Source organism: uncultured Caulobacter sp. (assembly GCF_937900395.1).
Classification (GTDB): domain Bacteria; phylum Pseudomonadota; class Alphaproteobacteria; order Caulobacterales; family Caulobacteraceae; genus Caulobacter.
Map to the genome: position 1 here is coordinate 1 of NZ_CALCDX010000233.1, position 23,496 is coordinate 23,496.

The window sequence follows — 23,496 nt, forward strand, 5'->3', positions numbered from 1 at the left end:
AAATGGTCGGAGTGGCAGGATTTGAACCTGCGACCCCTGCGTCCCGAACGCAGTGCTCTACCAGACTGAGCCACACTCCGACTTGGAGGCCGGCCTTATAGGAGGGTGTTTCGGAGGGCGCAAGCGCCTTTTTCGACGATCGTGCGACGGCCCGAAAAAAGTTCGAAAAAGGCCTGTTGCATCCATCCGAGTCGTGAGCTATCTCCACCGCCTCGCCGGGCCCTGATGGGTCTCGCCGTTCCTGCTGGGGAATGGTGTAATGGTAACACTGCGGTTTTTGGTACCGTCATTCTAGGTTCGAGTCCTAGTTCCCCAGCCACTTCCTCCTGAATAACGGGGCGCGTTGTTCGAAGCTCTAGCTTCGCAGGACGATCTATTCGGGTCGCCCTTGGCGGAATCTTCGCGCCGTCGACGCCGCGGCGGCGCCGGGTCGGACGAGGCGAGATTTGTTGTTCGGGCAGGACGTCGCCGGTTGTCGGCCTGTGAGGGTCACGAATCGCCTTCGACAACCGCCGATCGGTCGTCGATCGTGTCCCGAGCAAATCCAGATGTGAAATGCCCTAATCGACGTAAGCGCGAGATGCGGGGATACGTTTCAACGCCCGCGTGTTCATCTATCCGAACGCCATTTTGCGCCGATATTCGCGACGAGAAGGCCGTTCACATACAGGGAAGCTGTTCGCGGTTGCGAAATCCACAAGGGTGTACGCTGTTTTCGACGGGCTGGCCGGGCTTAAAGCGAGGTGGTGAGCGTTATAGTGGACGGAAATTTTCCTCGTTGAACGCGCTCAACCACAAACGATTGCTAAGCTTTAACACTCGGCAATCAGTTTTCTGGCTTTGAACTACTTGTTTTTCTCAAGCGAAGGTGTAATTGCGGGCTTAGCGGGAGAATAGGGGAATGGAGTTGTGATCGTGGAAGATAAAGCGACCCTCATCGAGCTGACGGCGGAAATCGTGGCTAATTATGTCGCGAATAATTCGACGCCGGTTTCGGAGCTTCCGGCCCTGATCCGCGCGACGCACGACGCCCTGGCTGGTATTGGCGCGCCGCCGGCTCCGGCTGTGGAGACCGTGACCAAGGCGACGCCGGCTCAGATCCGCAAAAGCATTACGCCTGAGGCGCTGATCAGCTTCGAGGATGGCAAGCCCTACAAGACTCTGAAGCGCCACCTCACGACCCACGGCATGACCGTGGCTGAGTACAAGGCCAAATGGGGTCTGCCGAACGACTATCCGACGACCGCTCCGGCCTACAGCGAAGCGCGGTCCAAGATGGCCAAGGCCCTGGGTTTGGGCCAGGGGGGCCGCAAGGGCAAGGCCCCGCGTTCGCGCAAGGGGTGATGTAATCGGCGACGGTCCTCACGAACGATCGCCGAGCGAGCTTGGAATGAAGAAGGGGGGACGCCATGGCGTCCCCTTTTTTGTTGTCCATCCCGAGAGGCGAGCGCTCAGGCGACGCCGCGCGTGTCGGCATGGTCGACCACGGGATCGATCGAGAGGGCCTTGCCCAGGGCTTCGACGAGGCGCGGGATTTCCACCGGCTTGGCGACAACGCCGTCCATGCCTGCCTCGGCGTAGAGGGTCCGTTCGTGGGTCAGCACGCTGGCGGTGACGGCGATGATCGGCGTGCGGGCGCGACCGGTGGCGCTTTCCCGCGCGCGGATCGTCTGGCTGGCCTGCACCCCGTCCATGATCGGCATGTGGATGTCCATCAGGATGGCGTCCCAGGGGGGCCGCTCCCACATGGCGAGGGCGTCGCGGCCGTCAACGGCGAACTGTGCGGCGACCCCAAGATGACCCAGCAAGGTCAACAGCACGGCGCGATTGGTCTGGTTATCGTCGACGACCAGGATCTTGGGCGCGTTCGAGGTCGCGTCCGGGCCGCTGATGCCGGGATGAGGGGCCAGGCCATCCGCCGGCTTTACGCGCGGCATCGGCAAGGTGACCGTGAAGCAGGCGCCGCCCCCTTCGGCCGTCGAATAGGCGATCGAGCCGCCCATCAGCTCGCTCAGCGTCTTGCAGATCGCCAGGCCCAGGCCTGAACCGCCGGCGCGGCGGGTGCTGGAACTGTCGAGTTGGGCGAATTTCGTGAACAGGCGACCGCGCTCGGCCTCCGGTATGCCGACGCCGCTGTCGATCACGCGCGCCACAATGGTCTCGTCATCGCCGTCGACCGACACCTGAACCTTGCCGGCGTCGGTGAATTTCACCGCGTTCGAGATCAGGTTCGACATCACCTGCCGCAGGCGGTCAGCATCGCCCAGTCGCCAGCCCCGGGCGTCCGCCGTGATCTCGAGATCGAAGTCCAGGTCCTTGTCGCGCGCCAGGCCGCCATAGAGTTGGCGCAGGGCGTCCAGATGGGCGGATAGGTCGAACGGCGCCGGATTGATCTCCATCTTGCCCGCCTCGATCTTCGAGATGTCGAGGATGGCGTTGATCACGCCGAGCAGCGACTGGCCCGAGGCGGTGATGGTGTCGAGGCGTCGTCGCTGGTCGGGGTTCAGCTCGCCGGCGGCCATGATCTGCGCCATGCCCAGCACGCCGTTCAGCGGCGTCCGGATCTCGTGGCTCATCGTCGCGAGGAATTCTGTCTTGGCGCGGTTGGCGGTCTCGGCGGTTAGGGCCAGGGCCTGGGCCTCGGTCTTCAGGCGACGGTTCTCCGTCAGCTCGCGCTGCAGTTCGACATTCAGGGCCTCGCTGGCGAGACGCGCGCGCACCTCGCGGCGCACGACGCCGCGCATCAGGCTGGACATGCCGAAGGCGGCGAACGCGCCGGCCAGGCCAACGAAGGCATAGTTGTTGATCGTGTCCCCGGGGGCCTTCTGGGCCATCCACACAAGCCCCACGACGGCGGCGCTGACGCTGACCAGCGCCACGCGGCGCGAGGGGGCCGAGGTGGCGAAGACCAGGCCCATCAGCACGAAGTAGACGAGCTTCATCGGCTCGAAGTGCAAGATCTGGTAGGTCAGCACGTTCGACAGGAACAAGGCGTTCATGCCCAGCGCCACGGCCTCCAGGCCGGGGCCGACGATCCGTTCGTCCTTCAGCGCGCGCCAGGCGCCGAAACCGTAAAGACAGGCGGCGACCGCAAGGCCCTCCAGAAGCCAGAACGCCAAACCCTTTTCATAGAAGGGGTGGGAAAGGCTGATCAGCGCATAGTAAACGGAGCTGGCGATCAGGTAGCCACGTACGATCGGAACGTAAGCGCGCGTAAGCGCAACTTCCGCCCGCCGATCCGAACCGGTGTCCTTGACCTGCAATCCCAGCCCTCGCTTTCATCAAGGGCCACGATATACCAGGGCGAGGTTAAGCTTTACTTCGAAAGTGACTTCAAACGCCGCTCAAGGACATTCCTGGCGTGTCCGGTGGGGTCGCGCCGCCCCCATTTAGGGGACGCTGCATCCAGACCAGGTCCAGCCAGCGGCCGAACTTGTGGCCCATGTCGGGGAAAACGCCCTTCTTTTCAAAGCCGAGCGCCGCGTGCAGGGCGATCGAGGCCGTGTTGCCGCTGTCGCCGATGACCGCGCACATTTGTCGCAGGCCCAGCGCCTCGCAGGCGTCGATCAGGGCGCTGAGCAGCGCCCGCCCGACGCCCTTGCCCACGGCGTCGGGCGAGACATAGATGCTGTCCTCGACCGTGTAACGATAGGCCGCCCGCAGCCGGAACGGGCCGGCATAGGCGTAGCCCACGACCTTGCCGTCCAATTCGGCGACCAGATAGGGCAGGCCGCGCGCGAGGAAGCTCTCGCGCCGCCGCGTCATCTCCGCCTGGTCGGGCGGGACCTCTTCGAAGGTGCCAAAGCCATTCAGGACGTTCCAGCCATAGATGGCCGTGATCGCCGGGACGTCGGCGTCCGAGGAGGGACGGATAACCAGGGTCGCGCTCAAGCCTTGGTCCAGCCCTTATCCACCGCCCAGACGGCGAAGGCGTAGTCCAGGGCGATCTCCTTGAGGAAGTCGAAGCGCCCGGAAGCGCCGCCATGGCCGGCGTCCATGTTGATCTTCAGCAGGACCGGATTGCCGCTGGTGGTGTGCTCGCGCAGCTTGGCGGTCCACTTCTCGGGCTCCCAGTAGGTGACGCGAGGGTCCGACAGGCCGCCGGTCGCCAGCACCGCCGGATAGGGCTTTTTGCTGACGTTGTCGTAAGGGCTGTAGCTGGCGATGTAGTCGTAGGCTTCCTTGTCCTCCAGCGGATTGCCCCATTCGGGCCATTCCGGCGGCGTGAGGGGCAGGGTGGTGTCGCTCATCGTGTTCAGCACGTCGACGAAAGGCACGGCCGCGATGATCCCGGCGAACAGGTCCGGGCGCATGTTGCTGATCGCGCCCATCAGCATGCCGCCGGCCGAGCCGCCGTAGGCCACCGTGTTGGCCGGCTTGCCGTAGCCGGCCGCGTGCAGGTGCTCGGCGCAGGCGATGAAGTCGGTGAAGGTGTTCTTCTTCTTGAACTTCTTGCCGTCCAGGAACCAGCCCCAGCCTTTTTCCGAGCCGCCGCGCGGGCAGGCGGTGGCCCAGATCCAGCCGCGGTCGACCAGGCTGAAGTTGCGGATCGAGAAGCTGGGCTCCATGGCGATGCCGTAGCTGCCGTAGCCGTACAGCAGCAGCGGGGCCGAGCCGTCCAGCTTGGTCCCCTTCTTCATCAGGATGAAGATCGGCACCTCGGTCCCGTCGCTGGCCTTGGCGTTCAGGCGGCGGGTTTCGTACTTCGCTGGGTCGTGGCCGGAGGGGATCTCCTGGGTCTTGCGCAGCGTGCGGGTCCGCTTGGCCATGTCGTAGTCGAACCACTGCCGGGGCGTGGTCATCGAGTTGTAGACGAAGCGAAGATTGTCGGTGTCGTACTCGTAGCCGCCGTCCAGCGACAGGGCGTAGGCCGCCTCGTCGAAGCCGATGACGTGCTCCTGTCCGTCCGCCGCCGTGACGGTGACGCGGTTGAGGGCGTCGACCTTTTCGAGGCGCACGAACCAGCGCTTGAAGGCCATGGTCCCGGAGATCAGGCGGCCCGGCTGGTGGGGGATCCAGTCCTTCCAGTTCGCCTTGCCCGTGGCGGACTCGGGCGCGGTGACCAGCTTCCAGTCGACGGCGCCGTCGGCGTTGGTGCGGATCACCCAGTGATCGTTCCAGTGCTCGACCTCGTAGCGGACGCCGACCTGGCGGGGATGGAAGATGACCGGCTTGGCGGTCGGATCGGCGGCCGGGATGGTCAGCGCCTCGCTGGTCTCCTGGTTGCCGCACGAGATGACGATGTACTTGTCCGAACTGGTCGCGCCGACCCCGATGAAGAAGCCCTCGTCGGGCTCGTCATAGATCAGAACGTCGTCCTTGGCGGCCCCGCGCGCCGGGCGACGGTAGATCTTGGCGGGGCGGCCGTTGTCGTCCCGGAACGTCCAGAAAAGCCACTGGCTGTCGGGCGAGAAGCAGAAGTCGCCCGTGGTGCTTTCGACCGGGCTCTCCAGCACCTTGCCGGACGCCAGGTCCTTCACCCGGATGCGGTAGACCTCCGAGCCTTGCTCGTCGACGGCGAAGGCGTAGAGCTTGTGGTCGGGAGAGTGAGTTGCCGCGCCGACCTGGTAGAAGGCCTTGCCCTTCGACTCGGCCTCCTCGTCCAGCAGCACTTCCTCGGCGCCGCCCCCGATGGCCTTGCGGGCGTGGATCGGGTGCTGCGCGCCCTTGTCGTAGCGGGTGTAGTACTCGAAGGGACCATCCTTGGCCGGGACGCTGGCGTCATCCTCCTTGATCCGGCCCTTCATTTCTTCGAACATTTTTTGTTGAAGAGCCTCTGTCGAGCCCAGCATGGCCTTGGTGTAGGCGTTCTCGGCCGTCAGGTGCTCCTTGACGTCGGCCTTGATCAAGCTGGGGTCGCGCAGGACCTTCTGCCAGTTGTCATCCTTCATCCAGGCATAGTCGTCGGTCCGCTTGCGGCCCAGCTGCTCGATCGTCTTGGGAGTCTTCTTGGCGACCGGCGGAACGGGACGGGAGGCGGATGAGGACATGGGAGATCCGAAAGCTATTCCAGGAAGGACTGCGGAGGACGAGGTAAGCGCGGCGGCGGCGCTCGTCATCATCTGGCGGCGATTCATGCGAGAAAATTCCCCGTAACCCTGCTGAACGCGCGACTGCGGCAGAACGACAACTTGCGGTGCGAAAAACCTGTGGTCAAACTCGCAAAGCGGTCGGGCGCAATGGTTTTAGTAAGCGTAACGAAGGGGGCGACATGGCGTGGGATCTGTCCGTCGACCTGATCAAGGCGACGGTGCAACTGGAGCAGCCTCTGGGCGATGGCTCGCGCACGGTGGGAACAGGCTTCCTGGTGTCCGATCCGACTCCGGACGGCAAGCCGCGCACCATCCTGATCACCGCCGCCCACGTGTTCGAGAAAATGCCGTCGATGTCGGCCCGGATCGGCTATCGCATCCAGGGTTCCGAGGGCGTCTGGCGCTACGATCCGGAGGCCCTGACGATCCGCGACGGCGACCACCCGCTGTGGACCAAGCACCCGACGCGCGACGTCGCGGCCATGGTGGTCGAGGCGCCGCCCGAGTTCGCCAAGGCGGCGATCCCGCTGAACTACCTGGCGCAGGACGACACCTTCAACAAATACAACCTCGGCCCCGGCGACGAGATGATGGCGCTGGGCTTCCCGCGCGGGCTTTCCGCGAACCCGGCGGGCTTCCCGATCCTGCGATCGGGGCGGGTGGCTTCGTATCCGCTGGCGCCGGCGACCAACTTCCCGACCTTCCTGATGGACTTCTCGGTGTTCCCCGGCAATTCGGGCGGGCCAGTGTTCATGGCCGAGGGCGCGCGTCGCCGGCCGGGCGCCAGCGAGAGCCAGGAGGTGCAGTTCGTGGCGGGTCTGCTGACCCAGCAGGTCGAACTCTCAGGCGAACGGCTGGAGATCGGCATCGTCACTCACGCCAAGTTCATCCGCGAGACCCTGGCCCTGCTCGACAAGGTCCCCGGGGCGTCGGTCACGCAGGCGCGCGCCGCCAAGCCGGAGCCGGCCATGCCGGGCGCGACGCCCGCTGTGGCGATCTCGGCCATGGCCATGGGCGCCTCTCACTAGCTCGGAACGGAAGCCGCGCCAGGGCCGTTTCTTCTGCGACCACAACAGCATCGCAGGAGACAGACCATGAGCACCAATCGAGTCGAAGGCGCGATGGACAAGGCCGCCGGCGCCACGAAGGAAGCCGTCGGCAAGATGACCGACAACGAGCGCCTGGAAGCCGAGGGCGCCGCCCAGAAGGCCAAGGGCGACATCCAGAACAAGGTCGGCCAGGCGCAGGACAAGATCGGCGACGCGATCAAGCGCTGAACGCCAGCCGATGACTGATGAAGGCCGCCGGCGCAATCCGGCGGCCTTTTGCTGTGCGGAGCCCCGCTCTCCGGCCCATGGGCGTCTCCCGCCAATCGATGATCGAAAAAGTGGCTTGAGCCTCCGCCCGCGGATGGTTTGCTGGGCGCATCCGAGGGGAGAGCGAGATGCGTGTTTCGGCGAAGGTGTGTGCGGCGGTCATCGCCTTGGCGACGGCGTCGCCAAGCTGGGCGCAGGACTATTCCCAATTCTCTGACGCGGCGATTGAACGGGAGCTGTCCCAGAAGGCCGATGTCACCATGTTCGAGATGGTGCCGATGCGCGACGGCGTGCGGCTGGCGACGAACATCTATCGTCCCAAGGGCGCCAAGGGGCCGCTGCCCACCATCCTGATCAAGACCCCGTACAACGAGCTCTCGTACAAGACCCGCAGCAGCCTCAACGCGCTGGAGGCGATCAAGCACGGCTACGCCCTAGTGTTGCAGAACGAGCGTGGCCGATTCTATTCGGAAGGTGACTGGGAAATCCTGGGTAAGCCACAGACCGATGGCTACGACACCCTGACCTGGATCGCCAAGCAGCCCTGGTCGAACGGCAAGGTCGGCACCCGCGGTTGCTCGTCCTCGGCCGAATGGCAGCTGGCCCTGGCGGCGCAGAACCACCCCGCCCACGCGGCGATGGTCCCGCAGTCCTCGGGCGCAGGCATCGGCAAGGTCGGCGAGTTCGAGGAGCAGGGCAACTGGTACACGGGCGGCGTGCCGCGCAACCTGTTCTTCGTGTGGCTCTACGGCGTCGACAATCCTCTGAACCCGCAGCCGCCCAAGGGGCTGGACCAGCCGACCATGGCGCGGATCGCCCGCTACAACGACCTGGCGCCGAACAAGCCCGTGGTGGATTGGCCCAGGCAGATCCGTCACCTGCCGGTCGCCGACATGCTCAAGGACCTGGGCGAGCCGCCCGGCACGTTCGAGGAGCTGATCAATCGCAGGGGGCCGGCTGACCCGGCCTGGCGCAAGGGCGGCCTCTATCACGACGACATGGGCTGGGGCGTGCCGGCCCTGTGGTTCAATTCCTGGTACGACGTGTCGATCGGCCCGAACCTGGCGCTGTTCAACCATGCCCGGAAGGTCAACTCCGACAAGGAGGCCAGCGCCAACCAATACGTGGTCGTCACCCCGTCGAACCATTGCGGCTTCAATTCGAAGGTCCTCAGCGGTCCCTACAAGTCCGGCGACCGCGCACTGGGTTCGATCGATTTCGACGCCGAGAAGGAGGTCTACGCCTTCTTCGATCGCTGGCTGAAGGGTGATGCGGCCGCGTTCCCGACCTCCACGCCGCCGGTGCGCTACTACTCCATGGGCGCCAACGCCTGGCGCCAGGCCGCCCAATGGCCGCCTCAGCAGGCCAAGACGGTGCGCTTCTATCTGCGCTCGGAAGGGCGGGCCAACAGCCTGAACGGCGACGGCAAGCTCTCGACCGTCGCGCCGGGCGGGGGCGAGAAGCCCGATCGCTATGTCTATGACCCCGCCAATCCGGTGCAGACCATCGGCGGCGGTGATTGCTGCAACGGCGGCCTCGTGATCGCTGGCGCCTTCGACCAGCGCCCGATCGAGGCGCGCGACGACGTGCTCGTCTACACCAGCGAGCCCCTGACCGAGGCCATGGAAGTCACGGGCTTCGTCCGGCCGGTGCTGCACGTCTCGTCGGACGCCAAGGACACCGACTTCGCCGTTAAGCTGGTCGATGTCGCGCCGGACGGCACGGCCTACATCATCGGCGACACCATCATGCGGGCCCGTTATCGCGACGGTTACGACAAGCCGAAGATGCTGGCGCCGGGCGCGGTCAGCGTGGTCAAGCCGACGCCGATCACCACCAGCAACACCTTCCTGCCGGGGCATCGCATCCGCATCGAGGTCACCTCGTCGAACTTCCCGAAGTTCGTCCGCAACCTGAACACCGGCGGCGACAACGAGAAGGAGACGACCTTCGTGGTCGCGCGCAACGCGGTGCACCACGCGGTGGGGCAGGCCTCCTACGTCGAGTTCCCGGTCGTGCCGGCGGCCAAGTAGACGCCAAAGGGGGCGGGGTCTCCCGAGGGCCTCAGACCTCCTCGTAGGTCGCCGCGTAGTCGACCGGGAAGTTCACCGACCGGGCGATGAAGCAGACCTTGTGGATCTCGTGGTGGATGGCGTCGGCCTTGGTCAGGTCGGCGCCGTGCTCGACGACGATGTGGGGCCGCAGCGTTGCGCGCAGGAAGCGGCCGGCGCCGTCGGGCGTGCTCTCGCCGACGCCGAGCGGCTGGTCGCGATAGCCGCGCACCACGATCCCGGCGCTGGACGCCAGGTGCAGGTACCACAGCATGTGGCAGGCGCTCAGCGACGACAGCAGCAGGTCCTCGGGGTTGTGCAGCGTCGGGTCGCCGCCCAGCAGCGGGTCGTTGGAGCAGTTCACCACCGGTTTGCCCGGCGTGGCGATGTTCCAGGTGCGGTCATAGCCGCGATAGGTGCGGGTGCCCTGGCCCCGGTCGCCAGTCCACTCGATCAGGCTGGTGTAGTCGTGCTGCTTGGCCATGAGCCGCTCCTTGGACCGCCGCAGGCTAACGCGATTCAGCGGTCCAAGGTCGGCGAGCAAGCTAGCCGTAGATGATCGAGATGGTCTCGGCGACGCAGGCCGGGCGCTCCTCGCCCTCGATCTCGATCGTGCACTCGTTCTTCATCTGCAGGCCGCCGGCCTTGGGTTCGACGCTAACCAGCTTCTGGCGCATGCGCACGCGCTTGCCGACGCGGACCATGCCGGTGAAGCGGACCTTGTCGCACCCGTAGTTGATGCCGCGCGTGACGCCGGTGACACGCAGGATGCCCGCGCCCAGCATCGGGATCAGCGAGAGGGTCAGGAAGCCGTGGGCGATCGGGCCGCCGATCTCCTTGGTGGCGCGTTCGACGTCGACGTGGATCCACTGGTGGTCGCCGGTGGCCTCGGCGAACAGGTTCACGCGTTCTTGGGTGATCTCGACCCAGTCGGACACTCCCAGCTCCTGGCCCACCAGGCCGGCGAGGTCGGCATAGGCGACTTCTTTCATGGTGCTTCTCTCCCAAACAGTTGTTTGGATAGAGACCAGTCCACGCGGCTCAGGTCAACCGGAGAAGGTGCTGACCACCAGCCAGACATTGGCCGCCGAAATCACCACGAACAGGAACCACGCCACCGCCTTGGTCATCCATCCATTGGCGAACGGCCCCATCAGCGCCTTGTTGTCGGTGAAGCGCAGCAGCGGCCAGATGGCGAACGGCAGTTGGGCCGACAGCACGACCTGGGTCAAAACGAGCAGCTTGCCGACCGAATGTTCGCCCAGGGTCAGAACGCCGATCAGGGCCGGGATGATCGCGAGGCCGCGGGTGATCAGTCGCCGCTGCCAGCACGGGATCTTCAGGTTGAGAAAGCCCTCCAGGATCACCTGGCCCGCGATGGTGCCGGTAAAGGTCGAGCTCTGGCCCGAGGCGAACAGGGCGATGGCGAAAAGCACCCCGGCCAGGGCGCCGCCGGTGACGGGCGCCAGCAGCTGGTGAGCCTCCTCGATGCCGGCCACTTCGGTCAGCCCGGAGCGGTGGAAGGCCGATGCGGCCAGGATCAGGATGGCGGCGTTGATCAGCAGGGCCAGCAGCAGCGACACCACGGTGTCGATCGTCGATAGCCGGATCGCCGCGCGCTTGCCTGGCTCGTCGGCGGGCGTCAGCCGCGTCTGCACGATCGAAGAGTGCAGATAGAGGTTATGCGGCATGATCGTCGCGCCGAGGATGCCGATCGCCAAGTACAGCGCATTACCCTGTTTCAGGGCGTCCAGCGAGGGGACAAGCCCGCGCGCCACGTCGGCCGCGTCCGGCGGCGCCAGGATCAGCTGGACGAGAAAGCAGATCCCGACGGTCGAGATCAGGCCCAGGATGATGGCCTCCAGCTGGCGGAAGCCCTTGCCCTTCAGGCCCAGCACGATGATCGTGTCCAGCGCGGTGAGTAGAACCCCGCCCCATAGCGGCACGCCGAGCAGGAGCTTGAAGGCCAGGGCCGAGCCCAGCACCTCGGCGATGTCGCAGGCGATGATCGCCAGTTCCGCTAGCAGCCACTGGACCTTGACCGTCCGCGGCCCGAACCGCTCGCGCGACATGCGGGCGAGATCCTTGCCGGTGACCAGGCCCAGGCGCATCGACAGGGTCTGCAGCACGATGGCCGCCAGGCTCGACAGCACCACGACGAACAGCAGGCTGGTCCCGTATCGCGCGCCGGCCTCGATGTCGGTGGCCCAGTTGCCGGGGTCCATGTAGCCGACGCTGACCAGCAGGCCGGGGCCCGCCACCCGCAGCATCCGCTTCCAGGCCGGCAAGCCCTCGGGCACCGCGACCGCGCCGCGCACCTCCGAGGGGCAGAATGGGGCCGTTGCGGTCTTGGGCAGGCGGTCGAGGAGGGCGGCGAACATGCGGCCTAGTTAGGGTCGCGTCGCCCCGCTTGTCAGCCCATCAGACGATCCGGCTTTCGCCCTTGCCCCAATAGGCGTCGCGGATCAGCCGCTTGTAGAGCTTGCCGGTCGGGTGCCGGGGCAGTTCGGCCATGAAGTCGATGCGGCGTGGGGACTTCACGTGGCTGAGGTTGGCGCGGGCGAAGGTCATCAGCTCCTCGGCCAGGGCGACCTGATCGTCGCCGAAGTTCAGGGGCTGGATCACCGCCACGACCTTCTCGCCCATCTCCTCGCACGGCGCGCCGACCACGGCGGCGTCGGCGACCTTGGGGTGGGTGATCAAGAGGTTCTCGATCTCCTGCGGATAGATGTTCACCCCGCCGGAGATGATCATGAAGCTCTTGCGGTCGGTGAGGTAGAGATAGCCCTCCTCGTCGACCCAGCCCACGTCGCCCAGCGTGGTCCAGCCGTGCTTGTTGTAGCTCTCGGCCGTCTTCTCCGGGGCGTTGTGGTAGTTCACGGCGGGGCCGTTGGCGAAGTAGACCGTGCCTTCCGTGCGCGGCGGGACGGGGTCGCCGTTCTCGTCGCAGATGCGCAGCTCGCCCAGCACCGCCTGGCCGACGCTGCCCTTGTGGGTCAGCCAGTTCTGCGAATTGATCCAACAGAAGCCGTTGCCCTCGGTGCCGGCGTAGTACTCGTAGATCACCGGGCCCCACCAGGCGATCATCTGTTCCTTGACCGGCACGGGGCAGGGGGCGGCGGCGTGGATCGCCGACGTCATCGACGAGACGTCGTACTTTGCCCGGACGTCCTCGGGCAGCTTCAGCATCCGCACGAAGTGGGTCGGCACGAACTGGCCGCAGGTGACCTTGTACTCTTCGATCAGAGCGAGGGCCGCTTCCGGCTCGTACTTCTCCATCACGATGACCGTGCCGCCCAGCTTGTGGACGACCATGCACCAGCGCAGCGGGGCGGCGTGGTACAGCGGCGCGGGCGAGAGATAGATGCTGTCGCCCGTGAAGCCGAACAGACCCTGGGCCATCATCTGCAGCGGATTGGGCGCGTCGATCGGGTTGTCGCTCAACGCCGGCTTCACGCCCTTGGGGCGACCGGTGGTGCCGGACGAATAGAGCATGTCCGAACCCGCGCTCTCATCGGCGATCGGGGTGGTCGGCATCGGCGCGCGGGCGGTCTCGAAGTCGGCGTAGGGGCCGTGGGCGGCGCCGACCGCGTACAGCGTCAGGCCGGGCAAGGCCTTGGCGATCTCGTCGATGACCGGACCCATGGCCGGCGAGGTGATGAACACCTTCGCCCCGCAGTCCTCGAGGATGTACTGGGCCTCGCCCGCCGTCAGCTTGGTCGAGACGCAGACGAAATAGAGCCCCGCGCGCTGGGCGGCCCAGGCGATCTCGAAGTAGCGGGCGTTGTTCTCCATCATCAGGGCGATGACGTCGCCGCGTTGCAGGCCCAGCGAGCGGAAGAGGTGCGCGCCCTGGTTGGAGCGGGCTTCGAGCTGGCCGTAGGTCACGGTCTCGCCCGAGCCGGCCATGATGTAGGCGGCCTTGTCGGCCTGGTTCTGGGCGTGGTGGAAGGGGTGCATATCAGGGCCTTTGCGTCTGCTTCTCACGCTATTTCGATGTGTCATCCGGCCGGACCCCGGCCTTGAGCCGGGGGTAGAGCCGGGACCCAGGGGCGGTGCGCACCGCGCTCTGTCACCCCCCTGGGTCCCGGATCGGCCCCGCGGGCCGTCCGGGATGACACGGGTTTGGTGCTAGGCGGCGACCGCCGTCCTCGCCGCCTCTCGGATCATGTCCGAGGCCTTCTCCGCGATCATGATGGTGGGGGCGTTGGTGTTGCCCGAGACCAGGCGCGGCATGATCGAGGCGTCGACCACGCGCAGGCCCTCCAGGCCCTTCACGCGCAGCTGGTCGTCGACGACCGCCATTGGCCCGTGGCCCATCTGGCAGGTGCCGACCGGGTGATAGATGGTCGAGCCGGCCAGGCGCGCGAACTCCAGAAGCTGGGCGTCGCTGGCGACCGCAGCGCCGGGGTCCATCTCGTGGTCGACGTAAGGCGCCAGCGCCGGCGCCTCGCCGATCTTGCGCGCCCACTTCAGGCCCGCGACGGCGACCTCCTGGTCCAGCGGATCGGCCAGGTAGTTGGCGAAGATCGCCGGATAGACGCTGGGATCGGGCGACTTGATCCTGATGTGGCCGCGGCTTTCCGGGCGCAGCTGGCAGGGCGCGATGGTCAGGCCGGGCGCGGCCTCCAGCTCCATCTTCTGCTCGTTGACCAGCTTATCCAGGTCCATGGTCGCGGGCAGGATGTGGAACTGGATATCCGGCCCCGAGAGGTCCGGGCGCGACTTGCAGAAGGCGGCGATGTGGGCGGCCGACAGCGTCAGCAGGCCCTTGCGCTGGAAGAGGTACTTTAAGGCCTCGCCGGCCAGGCGTCCGCCCTTGCTCTGTTCATTGACCGAGACCACGCCCGCCTTCAGGCGGTAGCGCACGCTCATCACATAGTGGTCCTGCAGGTTCTCGCCGACGCCGGGCAGGTCGGCGACGACCTCGATCCCGTGGCGGTTCAGCAGCTCGCCCGGGCCGACGCCCGACAGCTGCAGCAGCTGGGGCGAGTTGATCGCGCCGCCGGCCAGGATCACCTCGGCCCTCGCCATCGCCACGCGCCTCTGGCCGTTCTGGCGGAACTCGACGCCGACCGCGCGCTTGCCCTCGAACAGGATGCGGCCGGCCAGGGCGTTGGTCTCCACGCGAAGGTTGGGTCGGTTCATCGCCGGATGGAGATAGGCCACGGCCGCCGAGCAGCGCTGACCGTTCTTGACCGTCAGCTGGTAGTAGGTCGCGCCTTCCTGGGCGCCGGCGTTGACGTCGTCGTTGCGCGGGATGCCGGCCTGCTCGCAGGCGGCGATCACGGCGTCGGAGACTGGATGCTTGGTCGTCACGTCCGAGACGTTCAGCGGCCCGCCTGTGGCGTGCCATGCGCACTCGCCCCGCTCCTGGTGCTGGGCGCGGCGGAAATAGGGGGCGACGTCATCCCAGCCCCAGCCGGCGCAGCCCAGCTGCCGCCACCCGTCATAGTCGGCGTGCTGGCCGCGGATGTAGAGCAGGCCGTTGATCGAGGACGAGCCGCCCAGCACCTTGCCGCGCGGCCAGACGTGGCTGCGACCGCCGGTGCCGGGGTCCGGCTCGGTCGTGTACAGCCAGTTGACCTTGGGATCCTTCAGCGTCGACGAATAGCCGACCGGGATGTGGATCATCAGGTTCGAGGCGAACTGGGAGAGGTTCTTGGTCGGCCGGTCATCGCCGCCGGCCTCCAGCAGCAGGACCTTGAACTTGCCGCCCTCGGACAGCCGCGCGGCCAGCACGCAGCCCGCCGAGCCCGCGCCCACGATGACGTAGTCGGCCTCGATGATCCCGGTCATCGCCTCTCTCCCTGGACGCACTCTGGCGCGCCCTTTTTCTTTGCGTCCGGGTTCTGGCGAACCCGGTGGCACTGTCCCGCGTGTGACCCGCGTGATCAGTGTTCAGTTGGCAGCATGCGCCCAGGTTCGGCGATCGCGCAAGTTGCCGTCGCGGCGCCGTTCTCGCGTCGTCTTTCCGGGCTATCGTCCCGCCATAACAATGTTCCAGGGAGACGCGTGATGGACCTGATCAGCCAGACGGTGGTGGACGGCGTAGCCGGGCCCGGGACGCCCCCGACCTATCCGACGCTGGAGGGCGTCGACCTGGCCGACATCTTCCGCTTCACGAAGGGCCAGCCTTTCGCCGACTTCGCCCGCATGCGCGAGCAGGCGCCGGTCATGTGGCATCCCGAGCCGTTCGACGGGCCGGGCTTCTGGGCCCTGACGCGCTACGATGACGTCCATCGCGTCAACGGCGATCCCGAGACCTTCTCGTCCCAGCGCGGCGGCATCCTGATGTCGATGGGCGCGCCGGAGAAGCGCCATGCGCTGCTGTTCCGCGCCTCGATGGACACCATGATCAACATGGACGCGCCGCATCACCTGCAGCTGCGCCGCGAGCATATGCCCTACTTCACCCCGGCTTATCTGCGCGGCCTGACCGAACGGGTAAAGGGCGAGGTCACGCGGCTGCTGGACGAGATGGAGCCTAGGCTGGCGGGCGGCGCGGCGATCGACATGGTCGAGCACTTCTCGTCGGTGCTGCCGCTATTCACCCTGTGCGAGATTCTGGGTGTGCCGCCCGAGGACCGGCCCAAGTTCCTGACCTGGATGCACTATCTCGAGCGCGCCCAGGATCTGGCGGTTCAGCAGGCCAACGCGCCGATGCAGCCGACGCTGGAGCTGATGCAGTTCGTCATGGACTTCAACAACAACGTCGAGGAGATGTTCGAGTACGGTCGCACCATGCTGCACAAGCGGCGGCTGGACCCGAAAGAGGATTTGATGACCGCCATCGCGCGGGCCCAGGTCGACGGCGAGGTGCTGTCGGACGAGTACCTTGACGGCTCGTGGCTGCTGATTGTCTTCGCCGGCAATGACACCACCCGCAACACGCTCTCGGGCGTCATGAAGCTGCTGACCGAGTTTCCGGAGCAGAAGCAGCGCCTGATCGCCGATCCCTCGCTGCTGCCCGGCGCGGTCGACGAGTTCATCCGCATGGTCAGCCCGGTGATCTACATGCGCCGCACGGCCACCCGCGACGTCGACGTCAACGGTCAGCGCATCCGCGAAGGCGAGAAGGTCATCATGTACTACGGGGCGGCCAATCGCGATCCGGCGATGTTCGAGAACCCCGACCAACTGGACGTGAGCCGCGCCAACGCCGGCAAACACATCGCCTTCGGCTACGGCCCGCACACCTGCGTCGGCAAGCGCGTGGCCCAGATCCAGCTGGAGGAGGCCTATCGCCAGATCCTGGCCCGCTTCCCGGATTTGACCTGGACAGGCGATATCGAGATTGCGCCGAACAACTTCGTCCACGCGATCAGCAAGCTGGGCGTGCGGCGGGGCTGAAAAAGGAGCGCCGGTCGCGAAGGGGGGCCTCGCGCCGGCGCTGGGACGAGCGCCCGGTAGGGGGCCGGGCCAGAGGACAATGACTCAGCCCGCAGCGCCTGGCGTCGCGACGCGCCGCCGCAGGCTCCCCAAACCGGGCCTTGTGCTGGGCCGCCACGGGATCATACGATCGTTTAAAAGAACCGCCGGGAGGCCAACGCCATGTCGAAGCCGACTTTCGAGACCCTGCTGTACGACGTCGAGGACGGGATCGCGACGATTACCCTGAACCGTCCCGAGCGGATGAACGCCTTCACCGCGCGGATGATGAAGGACCTGATCGAGGTCTTCGACATCACCGACGCCGACGACGCCGTGAAGGCCGTGATCGTCACGGGCGCGGGGCGCGCCTTCTGCGCCGGCGCGGACCTTGGCGGAGGCGGGGCGACCTTCGATCGTTCCGCGCCGCAAGCCCTGGAGCGCGAGGAGGGCAAGGTCGGCGACATCTATCGCGACGGCGGCGGCCGGGTGACCCTGCGCATGTACGACAGCCTCAAGCCCATCATCGGCGCGATCAACGGCGCAGCGGTCGGCGTGGGCGTCACCATGCAGCTGCCGATGGACATCCGCTTGGCCTCGACCGAGGCGAAGTTCGGTTTCGTCTTCGCGCGGCGCGGCATCAATCCGGAGGCCGCCTCGTCCTGGTTCCTGCCGCGCCTGGTGGGCCTGCAGACGGCGCTGGAGTGGTGCTACACTGGCCGCGTGTTCCCCGCTCAGGAGGCCCTGGAGCGGGGTCTGGTCCGTTCGCTGCACGCGCCCGACGAGCTCTTGCCCGCCGCCCGCGCCCTGGCCCGCGAGATCGTCGACAACACCGCCCCGGTGTCGGTCGCCATCACCCGCCAGCTGCTCTGGCGGATGGCCGGCGCATCGCACCCGATGGAGGCGCACAAGGCCGACAGCCGGGCGATCCAGTCGCGCGGCGCCTCGGGCGACGCCAAGGAAGGCGTGACCTCGTTCCTGGAAAAGCGCGCGCCGGTCTATCCGAACAAGGTGTCCAGCGACCTGCCGGACATCTGGCCGGAATGGGTCGAGCCGGAATTCCGATAAACCCGGTCGCCCGCTCATCGCGCGTTAAGCATGAAATGCTCTGCTGACGCCGATGAGCCAGGCCGCGCCGATTCCGATGTCGGACGACCCGCGGACGCCGCTGTCCGCGTCGAGAGAGCGCGCGACCTTGCTCAAGCGTCTGGCCGACGTGGTCTGCTTGCCAGCCAGCCGCATCAACACCTTCGAGCGGGCGATAACCTGCGACCTGCTGCTGGAGCTGTTGCGCGAGGCGACTCTCGTCGAGCGTGAGCGATTGGCGCGTCGTATCGCCACGATGAACGAGCCGCCCGCGCCCCTGGTGCGGGCCCTCCTGCGTGACACCCTGTCGGTTGCCCGGCCATTGCTGGAGGAAACGGTTCATCTGAACGACGCGGACTTGATCGCCTGCCTGTATCAGGCCGGAGCCGAGCATCGCCGCCTGATCGCCCAGAGGCGCGGGGTCAGCGAGATCGTGACCGACGCCCTGATCGACATGGACGAGGAGGCCGTGGCCGAGGCCCTGCTGCGCAACGACCTCGCGCGGCTCAGCCATCATGGCGTCGAGCATCTGGTGGCGACCAGCCGAGATGTCCCCAATCTGGCCGCTCTGCTGTTGCGTCGGGCGGAGTTGAGACCCAGTCACGCCTACGTCCTGTTCTGGTGGGCCGACGCCGAAACGCGCCTGAGCATCCTCCAGCGCTTCGCGCTCCCCAGGGACATTCTCGAGGAGGCGGTGGCCGACGTCTTCGAGGCGGCGGAGCCCGCAGCGGAAGATGGTCTCTCGAAGAAGGCGCTCACCTTCATCGGGCGTCGCCAACGCAATCCGGAAGCGGCCCGCAGGAGCCCATTTGGCAGCCTAGAGGTCGCGGCCGCGGCGGCCGAGGCGGGATTAACGCCCGAGATTGGCGAGGAGATCTCCTATCTCGCCGGGCTGAGGCCGATCACGGGCGCCAAGATCTTTACGGATCCGGGCGGAGAGCCGCTGGCGATCCTCTGCAAGGCCGCCGGTTTGCCGCGATCGGCGCTGCGCGGCCTCTGGCGCGGACTAGGCCGGAGAGAGGCGGACCGGGCGGGCGTGACGGATCATGCGCTCGAACGCGCCTTGGCGACCTATGACGCAATCGCGATCGATCGCGCCCAAACCGTCCTGCGCTATTGGGACTGGTCGCTCAGCTCGGGCCTCTCGCCCGCGCTATTGAAGGCGATGAGGCAAGACGATGAAATCGCCGTCGACGAATACTCGGCCTCGCAGCGCACCCCTATGTTAGCGCTGTCTCGCGATTTCGGACGTTAACGTCGGAATATCGCTGTTTTTCGATTATCGAGCTGTGCAGGGTTCAGGAACTCAACCCAGCTTACACATTCATTCCTAAAGCCCGCTGGGATTTTAAACACTGGGCTTTTACAGCTGTTATCTTGATTGGTCCGTATTGATCGAGGCATGCAATGTTTGTATGCGTCCCTCGACTGGTGTGGGAATCAGTCCGTATCAGCAAAACGATTGTCGACGGGCGAGGCCATATGGAAGATCAATCCGATCTGATTGAGATGACGGCGGGTATTGTCTCCGCCTATGTCGGCAACAACGTGGTCGCGACCGCCGACTTGCCTGCCCTGATCAAGCAAGTGCACCAAGCCCTGGCCACCGTGGGTTCGCCCGCCGCCGAGCCGCCCGCGCCGCCCAAGGAGCCCGCGGTTCCGGTCAAGCGCTCGATCACGCCGGATTATCTGATCTGCCTGGAAGACGGCCGCAAGTTCAAGTCGCTGAAGCGCCACCTGCGCACCAAGTACGACATGACGCCCGAAGATTATCGCGCCAAGTGGGGCCTGCCCAAGGATTACCCGATGGTCGCTCCGAACTACGCCGAGGCGCGTTCGAACCTGGCCAAGCAAATGGGCCTGGGCCAAGGCGGCCGGAAGCCGGCGCGCAAGGGTAAATAATCGAGTCCGAACAAAAGCTTGGCCTGGAAGAGACTTTCCGGCCCCGCAACGCCCGTCGTCCGAACCCGGACGGCGGGCGTTTCCGTTCCTGTTGACTCTTTAAGGAAATCTTGTCGCGGAGGCCCTTTTTCACTTGCCTGCGATTCGTTCCTTAAGCGATAGTGAATCGAAGTGATTCCAAGGGCTTGTGGGGGACTCTGAAGTTGTCCGCGCAATTGAGCGCATCCGCCACGGCGGCGCGCGCTCATCAGGAGATGTTCGCCTATTGGGCGTCCCTCCGTCGGGGGGCTGGCCTCCCCGGGCGCGTGGACCTGCATCCGTCCAACATGAAGCGCCTGCTGCCCACGGTCAGCCTGATCGACGTCACGCGCGAGCCGCGCGACTATCGCCTGCGCTTGGCCGGCACCGGCCTCTATGGCGTCTACGGTCGTGAGATCACCGGCAAGAGCCTGACGGACGTCTACAACACCGCCGCCGCCGAGTATTGGCGCAAGGAACTGGACAAGGTGGTCGACGAGCGTCGTCCGGGCGTTGGCGTCCACAGCCTGGCCTGGCGCGGCGCGCCGCACATGTCGATCCTGTGGCTGCGTCTGCCGCTGGCCAGCAATGGCAAGGATGTCGACATGATCTTGGGCTACGACGCGGTGGTCGGCGCCCAGGCCGAGAGTAACTCCGGCATCCGCGCGGCCTAAGGCTTCCGCGTTACCCGTTCAGGAAGGCCTCGACCTCGCGCCGGTTCGGCATGGACGGCGCCGCGCCGGACTTCTGCACGGATAGCGCCGCCGCCGCATTCGCCATCTCGACCGCGTCGCGCAATTCCATGTTGGCGGCCAGGCCTGCGGCCAGAGCGCCGCAGAAGCAGTCGCCCGCGCCGACGGTGTCGATCGCCTTGACCTTCCGACCCTCGACCAGGAACGCCTCGTCGCGCCGAACGCCCGCGACGCCGGCCGCGCCGAGGGTGACGATGATCGTCTGGTCCGGGCGGCTCATCAGTTTGCGGGCGGCCTGGGAGACATCCTCCAGTCGCACGGGCTCGTGGTCGAGCTTGGCGTAGGTCGCCAACTCGGTCTGGTTCAGGATCAGGATGTCGGTCAGCGGGAACAGCGCAGCGCCTTGCGGCAGGGCGGGCGCGGCGTTCAGGATCCGCAGGGCTCCCTTGGCCGCGCCGGCCCGGAACAGGGCCTCGATCGCGGTGGGCGGCGTTTCCAGTTGGCAGAGCAGGACCCGTTGGCCCTCCAGCGTCGCGCCGGCCACCTGCTGGGGCGTCACCCGCGCGTTGGCGCCCGAGGTGACCACGATCATGTTCTCGCCGCTGGCGCTGACCCAGACATGGGCTTGGCCGGTGGGGGCGTCCTCGAGCTCAAGCACATCCCCGACCTGGACGCCGTAGCCCGTCAGCTTGGTCTTCAGGCTCACGCCGCTGTCGTCCCGGCCGACCGCGCCCATCAGACGCGTGGGTGCGCCCATTCGCGCCGCCGCCACGGCCTGATTGGCGCCCTTGCCGCCCAGGAACAGCTCCAGCGAGCGACCGGCCACGGTCTCGCCCGGGCGGGGCAGGTCATCGACCCGCGCGACCGCGTCGAGATTGATGGAGCCGAGAACAAATACCGTCATGGTCGTCTTCTGGGTCTTGTAGGAAAGGCGCTAACCCGCCCCGCCGCGCTGGAAGCTCTCGACGAGGCTGCCGGCGACGAGTCGCCAGCCGTCCACTAGCACGAAGAAGATCAGCTTGAACGGAAGACTGATGGTCGCCGGCGGCAGCATCATCATGCCCATGCTCATCAGCACGCTGGCGACCACAAGGTCGATGACCAGGAAAGGAATGAACAGCAGGAAGCCGATCTGGAAGGCGCGCTTCAGCTCCGAGATCATGAACGCTGGCGTGACGACCTTGATCGGCGTCTCCGCCGCGGTCTTCGGCTGCGGGATCTTGGAGAGGCGGACGAACAGGGCCAGGTCGTCGCGATCGACCTGACTCAGCATGAACTGCTTCACCGGGCCGCTGGCGGCGTCGAAGGCCTCGGGCAGCTCGATCTGCTTGTCGAGCAGGGGCTTGATGCCGGCGTCGTAGGAGCGCTCGAAGGTCGGGCCCATGACGATGGCGGTCAGGAAGAGCGCCAGGCTGATGATCACAGGGTTCGGCGGGCTCGACTGTACGCCGATGGCGGTGCGCAGCAGGCCCAGGACCACCACGATCCGCACGAACGAGGTGGTCATGATTACGATCGACGGCGCCAACGACAGCACGGTCATCAGCGCGACCAGCTGCACCACGCGGTCGGTCAGGCCCGCCCCGGTGCCCAGATTGATGTTCACCGCCGACTGCGCCATGGCCGCGGCTGGCATAACGGCGCAGGCGAAGGCGGCGAGCACCGAGATCAGCGCGGCGCGCCGCAGATCTTCCGGCTTGGCGCCCGTCAGGGATTTGATCAGCTCGCGCATCAGGCCACGGGCTCCGGGGTGGAAACGGAAGCGGAAACCGAAGGAGTGGGGGAGGGCGGCGTCCAGTCCAACAGCTTGCCCTCGCCCAGCAGCACCAGGCGCTCCTCGCCGTCCAGGCTGACCACCAGCAGGCGGCGGGTGGGGTCCAGCGCCAGGCTCTCGACGACCTTAAGGCGGCGATCCTGCCGCGCGGCGATCAGGCGTCCGACGGCGTCCGGCCCGAACTTGCGCAGGGCCCAGGCGGCCAGGCCGATCAGGCCCAGGGTGATCGCCAGCGCCGCCAGGGCGCGGATGAATTCGATGACGGGCATGACGGCCGAGCGAGACAAGATGGCGCAGGGAAATGCCCCCGACACCCCTGGTGTGCCTGACGGTTCTTAATGCCGAATTAACCCTGTTTCTTCACCATGATCGCCATGGGTCCGGATGACATCCCTCTTTTCGGCATGCTCAAGAGCCGCCTCGGCTATCTGTCCGAGCGCCAGAAGCTTGTCGCCCAGAACGTGGCCAACGCCGACACCGCCGGCTACCGCCCCAGCGACCTCAAGCCCTTCAGTTTCCAGGCCTCGTTGATGAATCAAGCCTCGGGGGCGGTTTATCGCGGCGGGCCCGCGGCGCCGACCAACGGCGTGCGGATGATCGCTACCTCGGCCTCGCACCTCGCGCCGTCGAAGGCGCCGAGCGCCTGGCGGGCGACGGCCGGGGCCGATTCGGAAACCACCCTCGACGGCAACGCCGTGTCGCTCGAGGACCAGATGATCAAGATGGCCGACGCGCGCATGAACTACGACGCGGCGATCAGCTTCTACCAGAAGTCCATGACCATGCTGCGCATGGCGGCGCGCAAGCCGAACGGCTGAGGAGCTAGGCGATGCCGGAGATCAAGTCCCAACCTATGGCGGCCATGGCCGTCGCGGCGTCCGCCCTCCGCGCCCAGCAGGGCCGCATGCGGGTCATCGCGGAAAACATCGCCAACGCCAACTCGACGGCGACCACGGCGGGCGGAGACCCCTATCGCCGGCAGTTGCCGATCTTCCGGCCCACCAAGGTGCAGGGCGCCGAGGGCGTCCAGATGGTCCGCGTCGATCCCGACGAAAGCGCCTTCAAGACCGAATACGATCCCGGCAATCCGGCCGCCGACGCCAACGGCTACGTCAAGTTGCCCAACGTCAATTCGCTGGTCGAGGCGCTGGACATGAAGGAGGCGCAGCGCGCCTACGAAGCCAACCTGAACGTCATCGAGACGGCGCGCGTGATGGAATCGCGCACCCTCGACATCCTCAAGAAATAGGGGCT

General features: G+C 66.4%; 20 protein-coding genes, 2 tRNA genes and 3 pseudogenes. 12 read left to right on the forward strand and 13 right to left on the reverse strand.

Annotation, left to right across the window (positions count from 1 at the left end; all coding sequences use genetic code 11):
• Window positions 1–3 precede the first annotated feature (3 nt).
• Window positions 4–80 (reverse strand) — tRNA-Pro (locus tag Q0379_RS20850).
• A gap of 165 nt (window positions 81–245) precedes the next feature.
• On the opposite strand from Q0379_RS20850, the gene Q0379_RS20855 reads away from it, so the two are divergent.
• Together Q0379_RS20855 and Q0379_RS20860 are read left to right on the forward strand one after the other, a co-directional pair.
• A tRNA-Gln gene (locus Q0379_RS20855) sits at window positions 246–319 on the forward strand.
• Between the two features lie 596 nt (window positions 320–915).
• Window positions 916–1,344, forward strand: a complete 429-nt coding sequence (locus Q0379_RS20860) for a MucR family transcriptional regulator (RefSeq protein WP_066687330.1) — start codon at window positions 916–918, stop codon at window positions 1,342–1,344.
• A gap of 107 nt (window positions 1,345–1,451) precedes the next feature.
• Here the strand turns inward: Q0379_RS20860 and Q0379_RS20865 are convergent, their stop codons facing one another.
• From Q0379_RS20865 to Q0379_RS20875, 3 genes are all read right to left on the reverse strand, one after another.
• Window positions 1,452–3,263 (reverse strand): ATP-binding protein, encoded by a 1,812-nt coding sequence (locus Q0379_RS20865; RefSeq protein ID WP_299016290.1) that lies wholly within the window; start codon window positions 3,261–3,263, stop codon window positions 1,452–1,454.
• A 70-nt stretch (window positions 3,264–3,333) separates the two neighbouring features.
• Window positions 3,334–3,891 carry a GNAT family N-acetyltransferase gene (locus tag Q0379_RS20870; protein WP_299016292.1) on the reverse strand — a complete coding sequence of 186 codons (558 nt, stop codon included), beginning with the start codon at window positions 3,889–3,891 and terminating at the stop codon, window positions 3,334–3,336.
• Window positions 3,888–6,077 (reverse strand): S9 family peptidase, encoded by a 2,190-nt coding sequence (locus Q0379_RS20875; RefSeq protein WP_299016294.1) that lies wholly within the window; start codon window positions 6,075–6,077, stop codon window positions 3,888–3,890. The genes Q0379_RS20870 and Q0379_RS20875 overlap by 4 nt, the downstream gene beginning before the upstream one ends.
• 102 nt (window positions 6,078–6,179) lie before the next feature.
• Between Q0379_RS20875 and Q0379_RS20880 the strand changes: the two are divergent.
• The 3 genes and pseudogenes from Q0379_RS20880 (at window position 6,180) to Q0379_RS20890 (ending at window position 9,381) form a co-directional block, all read left to right on the forward strand.
• Window positions 6,180–7,060: pseudogene (locus tag Q0379_RS20880) on the forward strand (serine protease).
• Window positions 7,061–7,126: 66 nt separating this feature from the next.
• A pseudogene (locus tag Q0379_RS20885) lies at window positions 7,127–7,323 on the forward strand (CsbD family protein).
• A 153-nt stretch (window positions 7,324–7,476) separates the two neighbouring features.
• Complete coding sequence (locus Q0379_RS20890; RefSeq protein ID WP_299016296.1) at window positions 7,477–9,381, forward strand: CocE/NonD family hydrolase; 1,905 nt, start codon at window positions 7,477–7,479, stop codon at window positions 9,379–9,381.
• A gap of 31 nt (window positions 9,382–9,412) precedes the next feature.
• Here the strand turns inward: Q0379_RS20890 and Q0379_RS20895 are convergent, their stop codons facing one another.
• From Q0379_RS20895 to Q0379_RS20920, 6 genes and pseudogenes are all read right to left on the reverse strand, one after another.
• On the reverse strand, window positions 9,413–9,883 hold the full coding sequence (locus Q0379_RS20895) for an OsmC family protein (RefSeq protein ID WP_299016298.1): 471 nt from the start codon (window positions 9,881–9,883) through the stop codon (window positions 9,413–9,415).
• 61 nt (window positions 9,884–9,944) lie between these two features.
• Complete coding sequence (locus tag Q0379_RS20900) at window positions 9,945–10,391, reverse strand: MaoC family dehydratase (RefSeq protein ID WP_099536441.1); 447 nt, start codon at window positions 10,389–10,391, stop codon at window positions 9,945–9,947.
• Between the two features lie 54 nt (window positions 10,392–10,445).
• Window positions 10,446–11,780: an Nramp family divalent metal transporter gene (locus Q0379_RS20905; protein WP_299016302.1), complete on the reverse strand. Its 1,335-nt coding sequence runs from the start codon at window positions 11,778–11,780 to the stop codon at window positions 10,446–10,448.
• 40 nt (window positions 11,781–11,820) lie between these two features.
• On the reverse strand, window positions 11,821–13,359 hold the full coding sequence (locus Q0379_RS20910; protein ID WP_299016304.1) for an acyl-CoA synthetase: 1,539 nt from the start codon (window positions 13,357–13,359) through the stop codon (window positions 11,821–11,823).
• A 44-nt stretch (window positions 13,360–13,403) separates the two neighbouring features.
• Window positions 13,404–13,520: pseudogene (locus Q0379_RS20915) on the reverse strand (hypothetical protein); the annotation flags it as partial.
• A gap of 10 nt (window positions 13,521–13,530) precedes the next feature.
• A complete protein-coding gene (locus tag Q0379_RS20920; protein ID WP_299016306.1) occupies window positions 13,531–15,198 on the reverse strand; it encodes a choline dehydrogenase in 1,668 nt (555 codons plus the stop codon).
• Window positions 15,199–15,417: 219 nt separating this feature from the next.
• Here Q0379_RS20920 and Q0379_RS20925 point away from each other — a divergent pair, with 219 nt between their 5' ends.
• The 5 genes from Q0379_RS20925 (at window position 15,418) to Q0379_RS20945 (ending at window position 20,450) form a co-directional block, all read left to right on the forward strand.
• Window positions 15,418–16,752, forward strand: a complete 1,335-nt coding sequence (locus Q0379_RS20925; RefSeq protein WP_299016308.1) for a cytochrome P450 — start codon at window positions 15,418–15,420, stop codon at window positions 16,750–16,752.
• A 201-nt stretch (window positions 16,753–16,953) separates the two neighbouring features.
• Window positions 16,954–17,838: a crotonase/enoyl-CoA hydratase family protein gene (locus tag Q0379_RS20930; protein ID WP_299016312.1), complete on the forward strand. Its 885-nt coding sequence runs from the start codon at window positions 16,954–16,956 to the stop codon at window positions 17,836–17,838.
• 127 nt (window positions 17,839–17,965) lie between these two features.
• Window positions 17,966–19,111 (forward strand): DUF2336 domain-containing protein, encoded by a 1,146-nt coding sequence (locus tag Q0379_RS20935; protein WP_366519340.1) that lies wholly within the window; start codon window positions 17,966–17,968, stop codon window positions 19,109–19,111.
• A 227-nt stretch (window positions 19,112–19,338) separates the two neighbouring features.
• Window positions 19,339–19,758 carry a MucR family transcriptional regulator gene (locus Q0379_RS20940; RefSeq protein WP_066687294.1) on the forward strand — a complete coding sequence of 140 codons (420 nt, stop codon included), beginning with the start codon at window positions 19,339–19,341 and terminating at the stop codon, window positions 19,756–19,758.
• Between the two features lie 197 nt (window positions 19,759–19,955).
• On the forward strand, window positions 19,956–20,450 hold the full coding sequence (locus Q0379_RS20945; protein WP_299016352.1) for a PAS domain-containing protein: 495 nt from the start codon (window positions 19,956–19,958) through the stop codon (window positions 20,448–20,450).
• Between the two features lie 10 nt (window positions 20,451–20,460).
• Here Q0379_RS20945 and Q0379_RS20950 read toward each other — a convergent pair whose 3' ends face one another.
• From Q0379_RS20950 to Q0379_RS20960, 3 genes are read right to left on the reverse strand one after another with little or no spacing between them, the layout of a single operon-like run.
• Complete coding sequence (locus Q0379_RS20950) at window positions 20,461–21,372, reverse strand: ribokinase (RefSeq protein ID WP_299016318.1); 912 nt, start codon at window positions 21,370–21,372, stop codon at window positions 20,461–20,463.
• 30 nt (window positions 21,373–21,402) lie between these two features.
• Window positions 21,403–22,203, reverse strand: a complete 801-nt coding sequence (fliP, locus tag Q0379_RS20955) for a flagellar type III secretion system pore protein FliP (protein WP_299016355.1) — start codon at window positions 22,201–22,203, stop codon at window positions 21,403–21,405.
• Window positions 22,200–22,511: a flagellar biosynthetic protein FliO gene (locus Q0379_RS20960; RefSeq protein ID WP_299016321.1), complete on the reverse strand. Its 312-nt coding sequence runs from the start codon at window positions 22,509–22,511 to the stop codon at window positions 22,200–22,202. Before Q0379_RS20960 ends, fliP begins: the two co-directional genes overlap by 4 nt.
• 105 nt (window positions 22,512–22,616) lie before the next feature.
• Here Q0379_RS20960 and flgB point away from each other — a divergent pair, with 105 nt between their 5' ends.
• The gene (flgB, locus tag Q0379_RS20965; RefSeq protein ID WP_299016324.1) at window positions 22,617–23,060 is read left to right on the forward strand and encodes a flagellar basal body rod protein FlgB; all 444 of its coding nucleotides are present in this window, start codon (window positions 22,617–22,619) and stop codon (window positions 23,058–23,060) included.
• 11 nt (window positions 23,061–23,071) lie between these two features.
• Window positions 23,072–23,491, forward strand: a complete 420-nt coding sequence (flgC, locus tag Q0379_RS20970) for a flagellar basal body rod protein FlgC (protein WP_299016327.1) — start codon at window positions 23,072–23,074, stop codon at window positions 23,489–23,491.
• Window positions 23,492–23,496 lie beyond the last annotated feature (5 nt).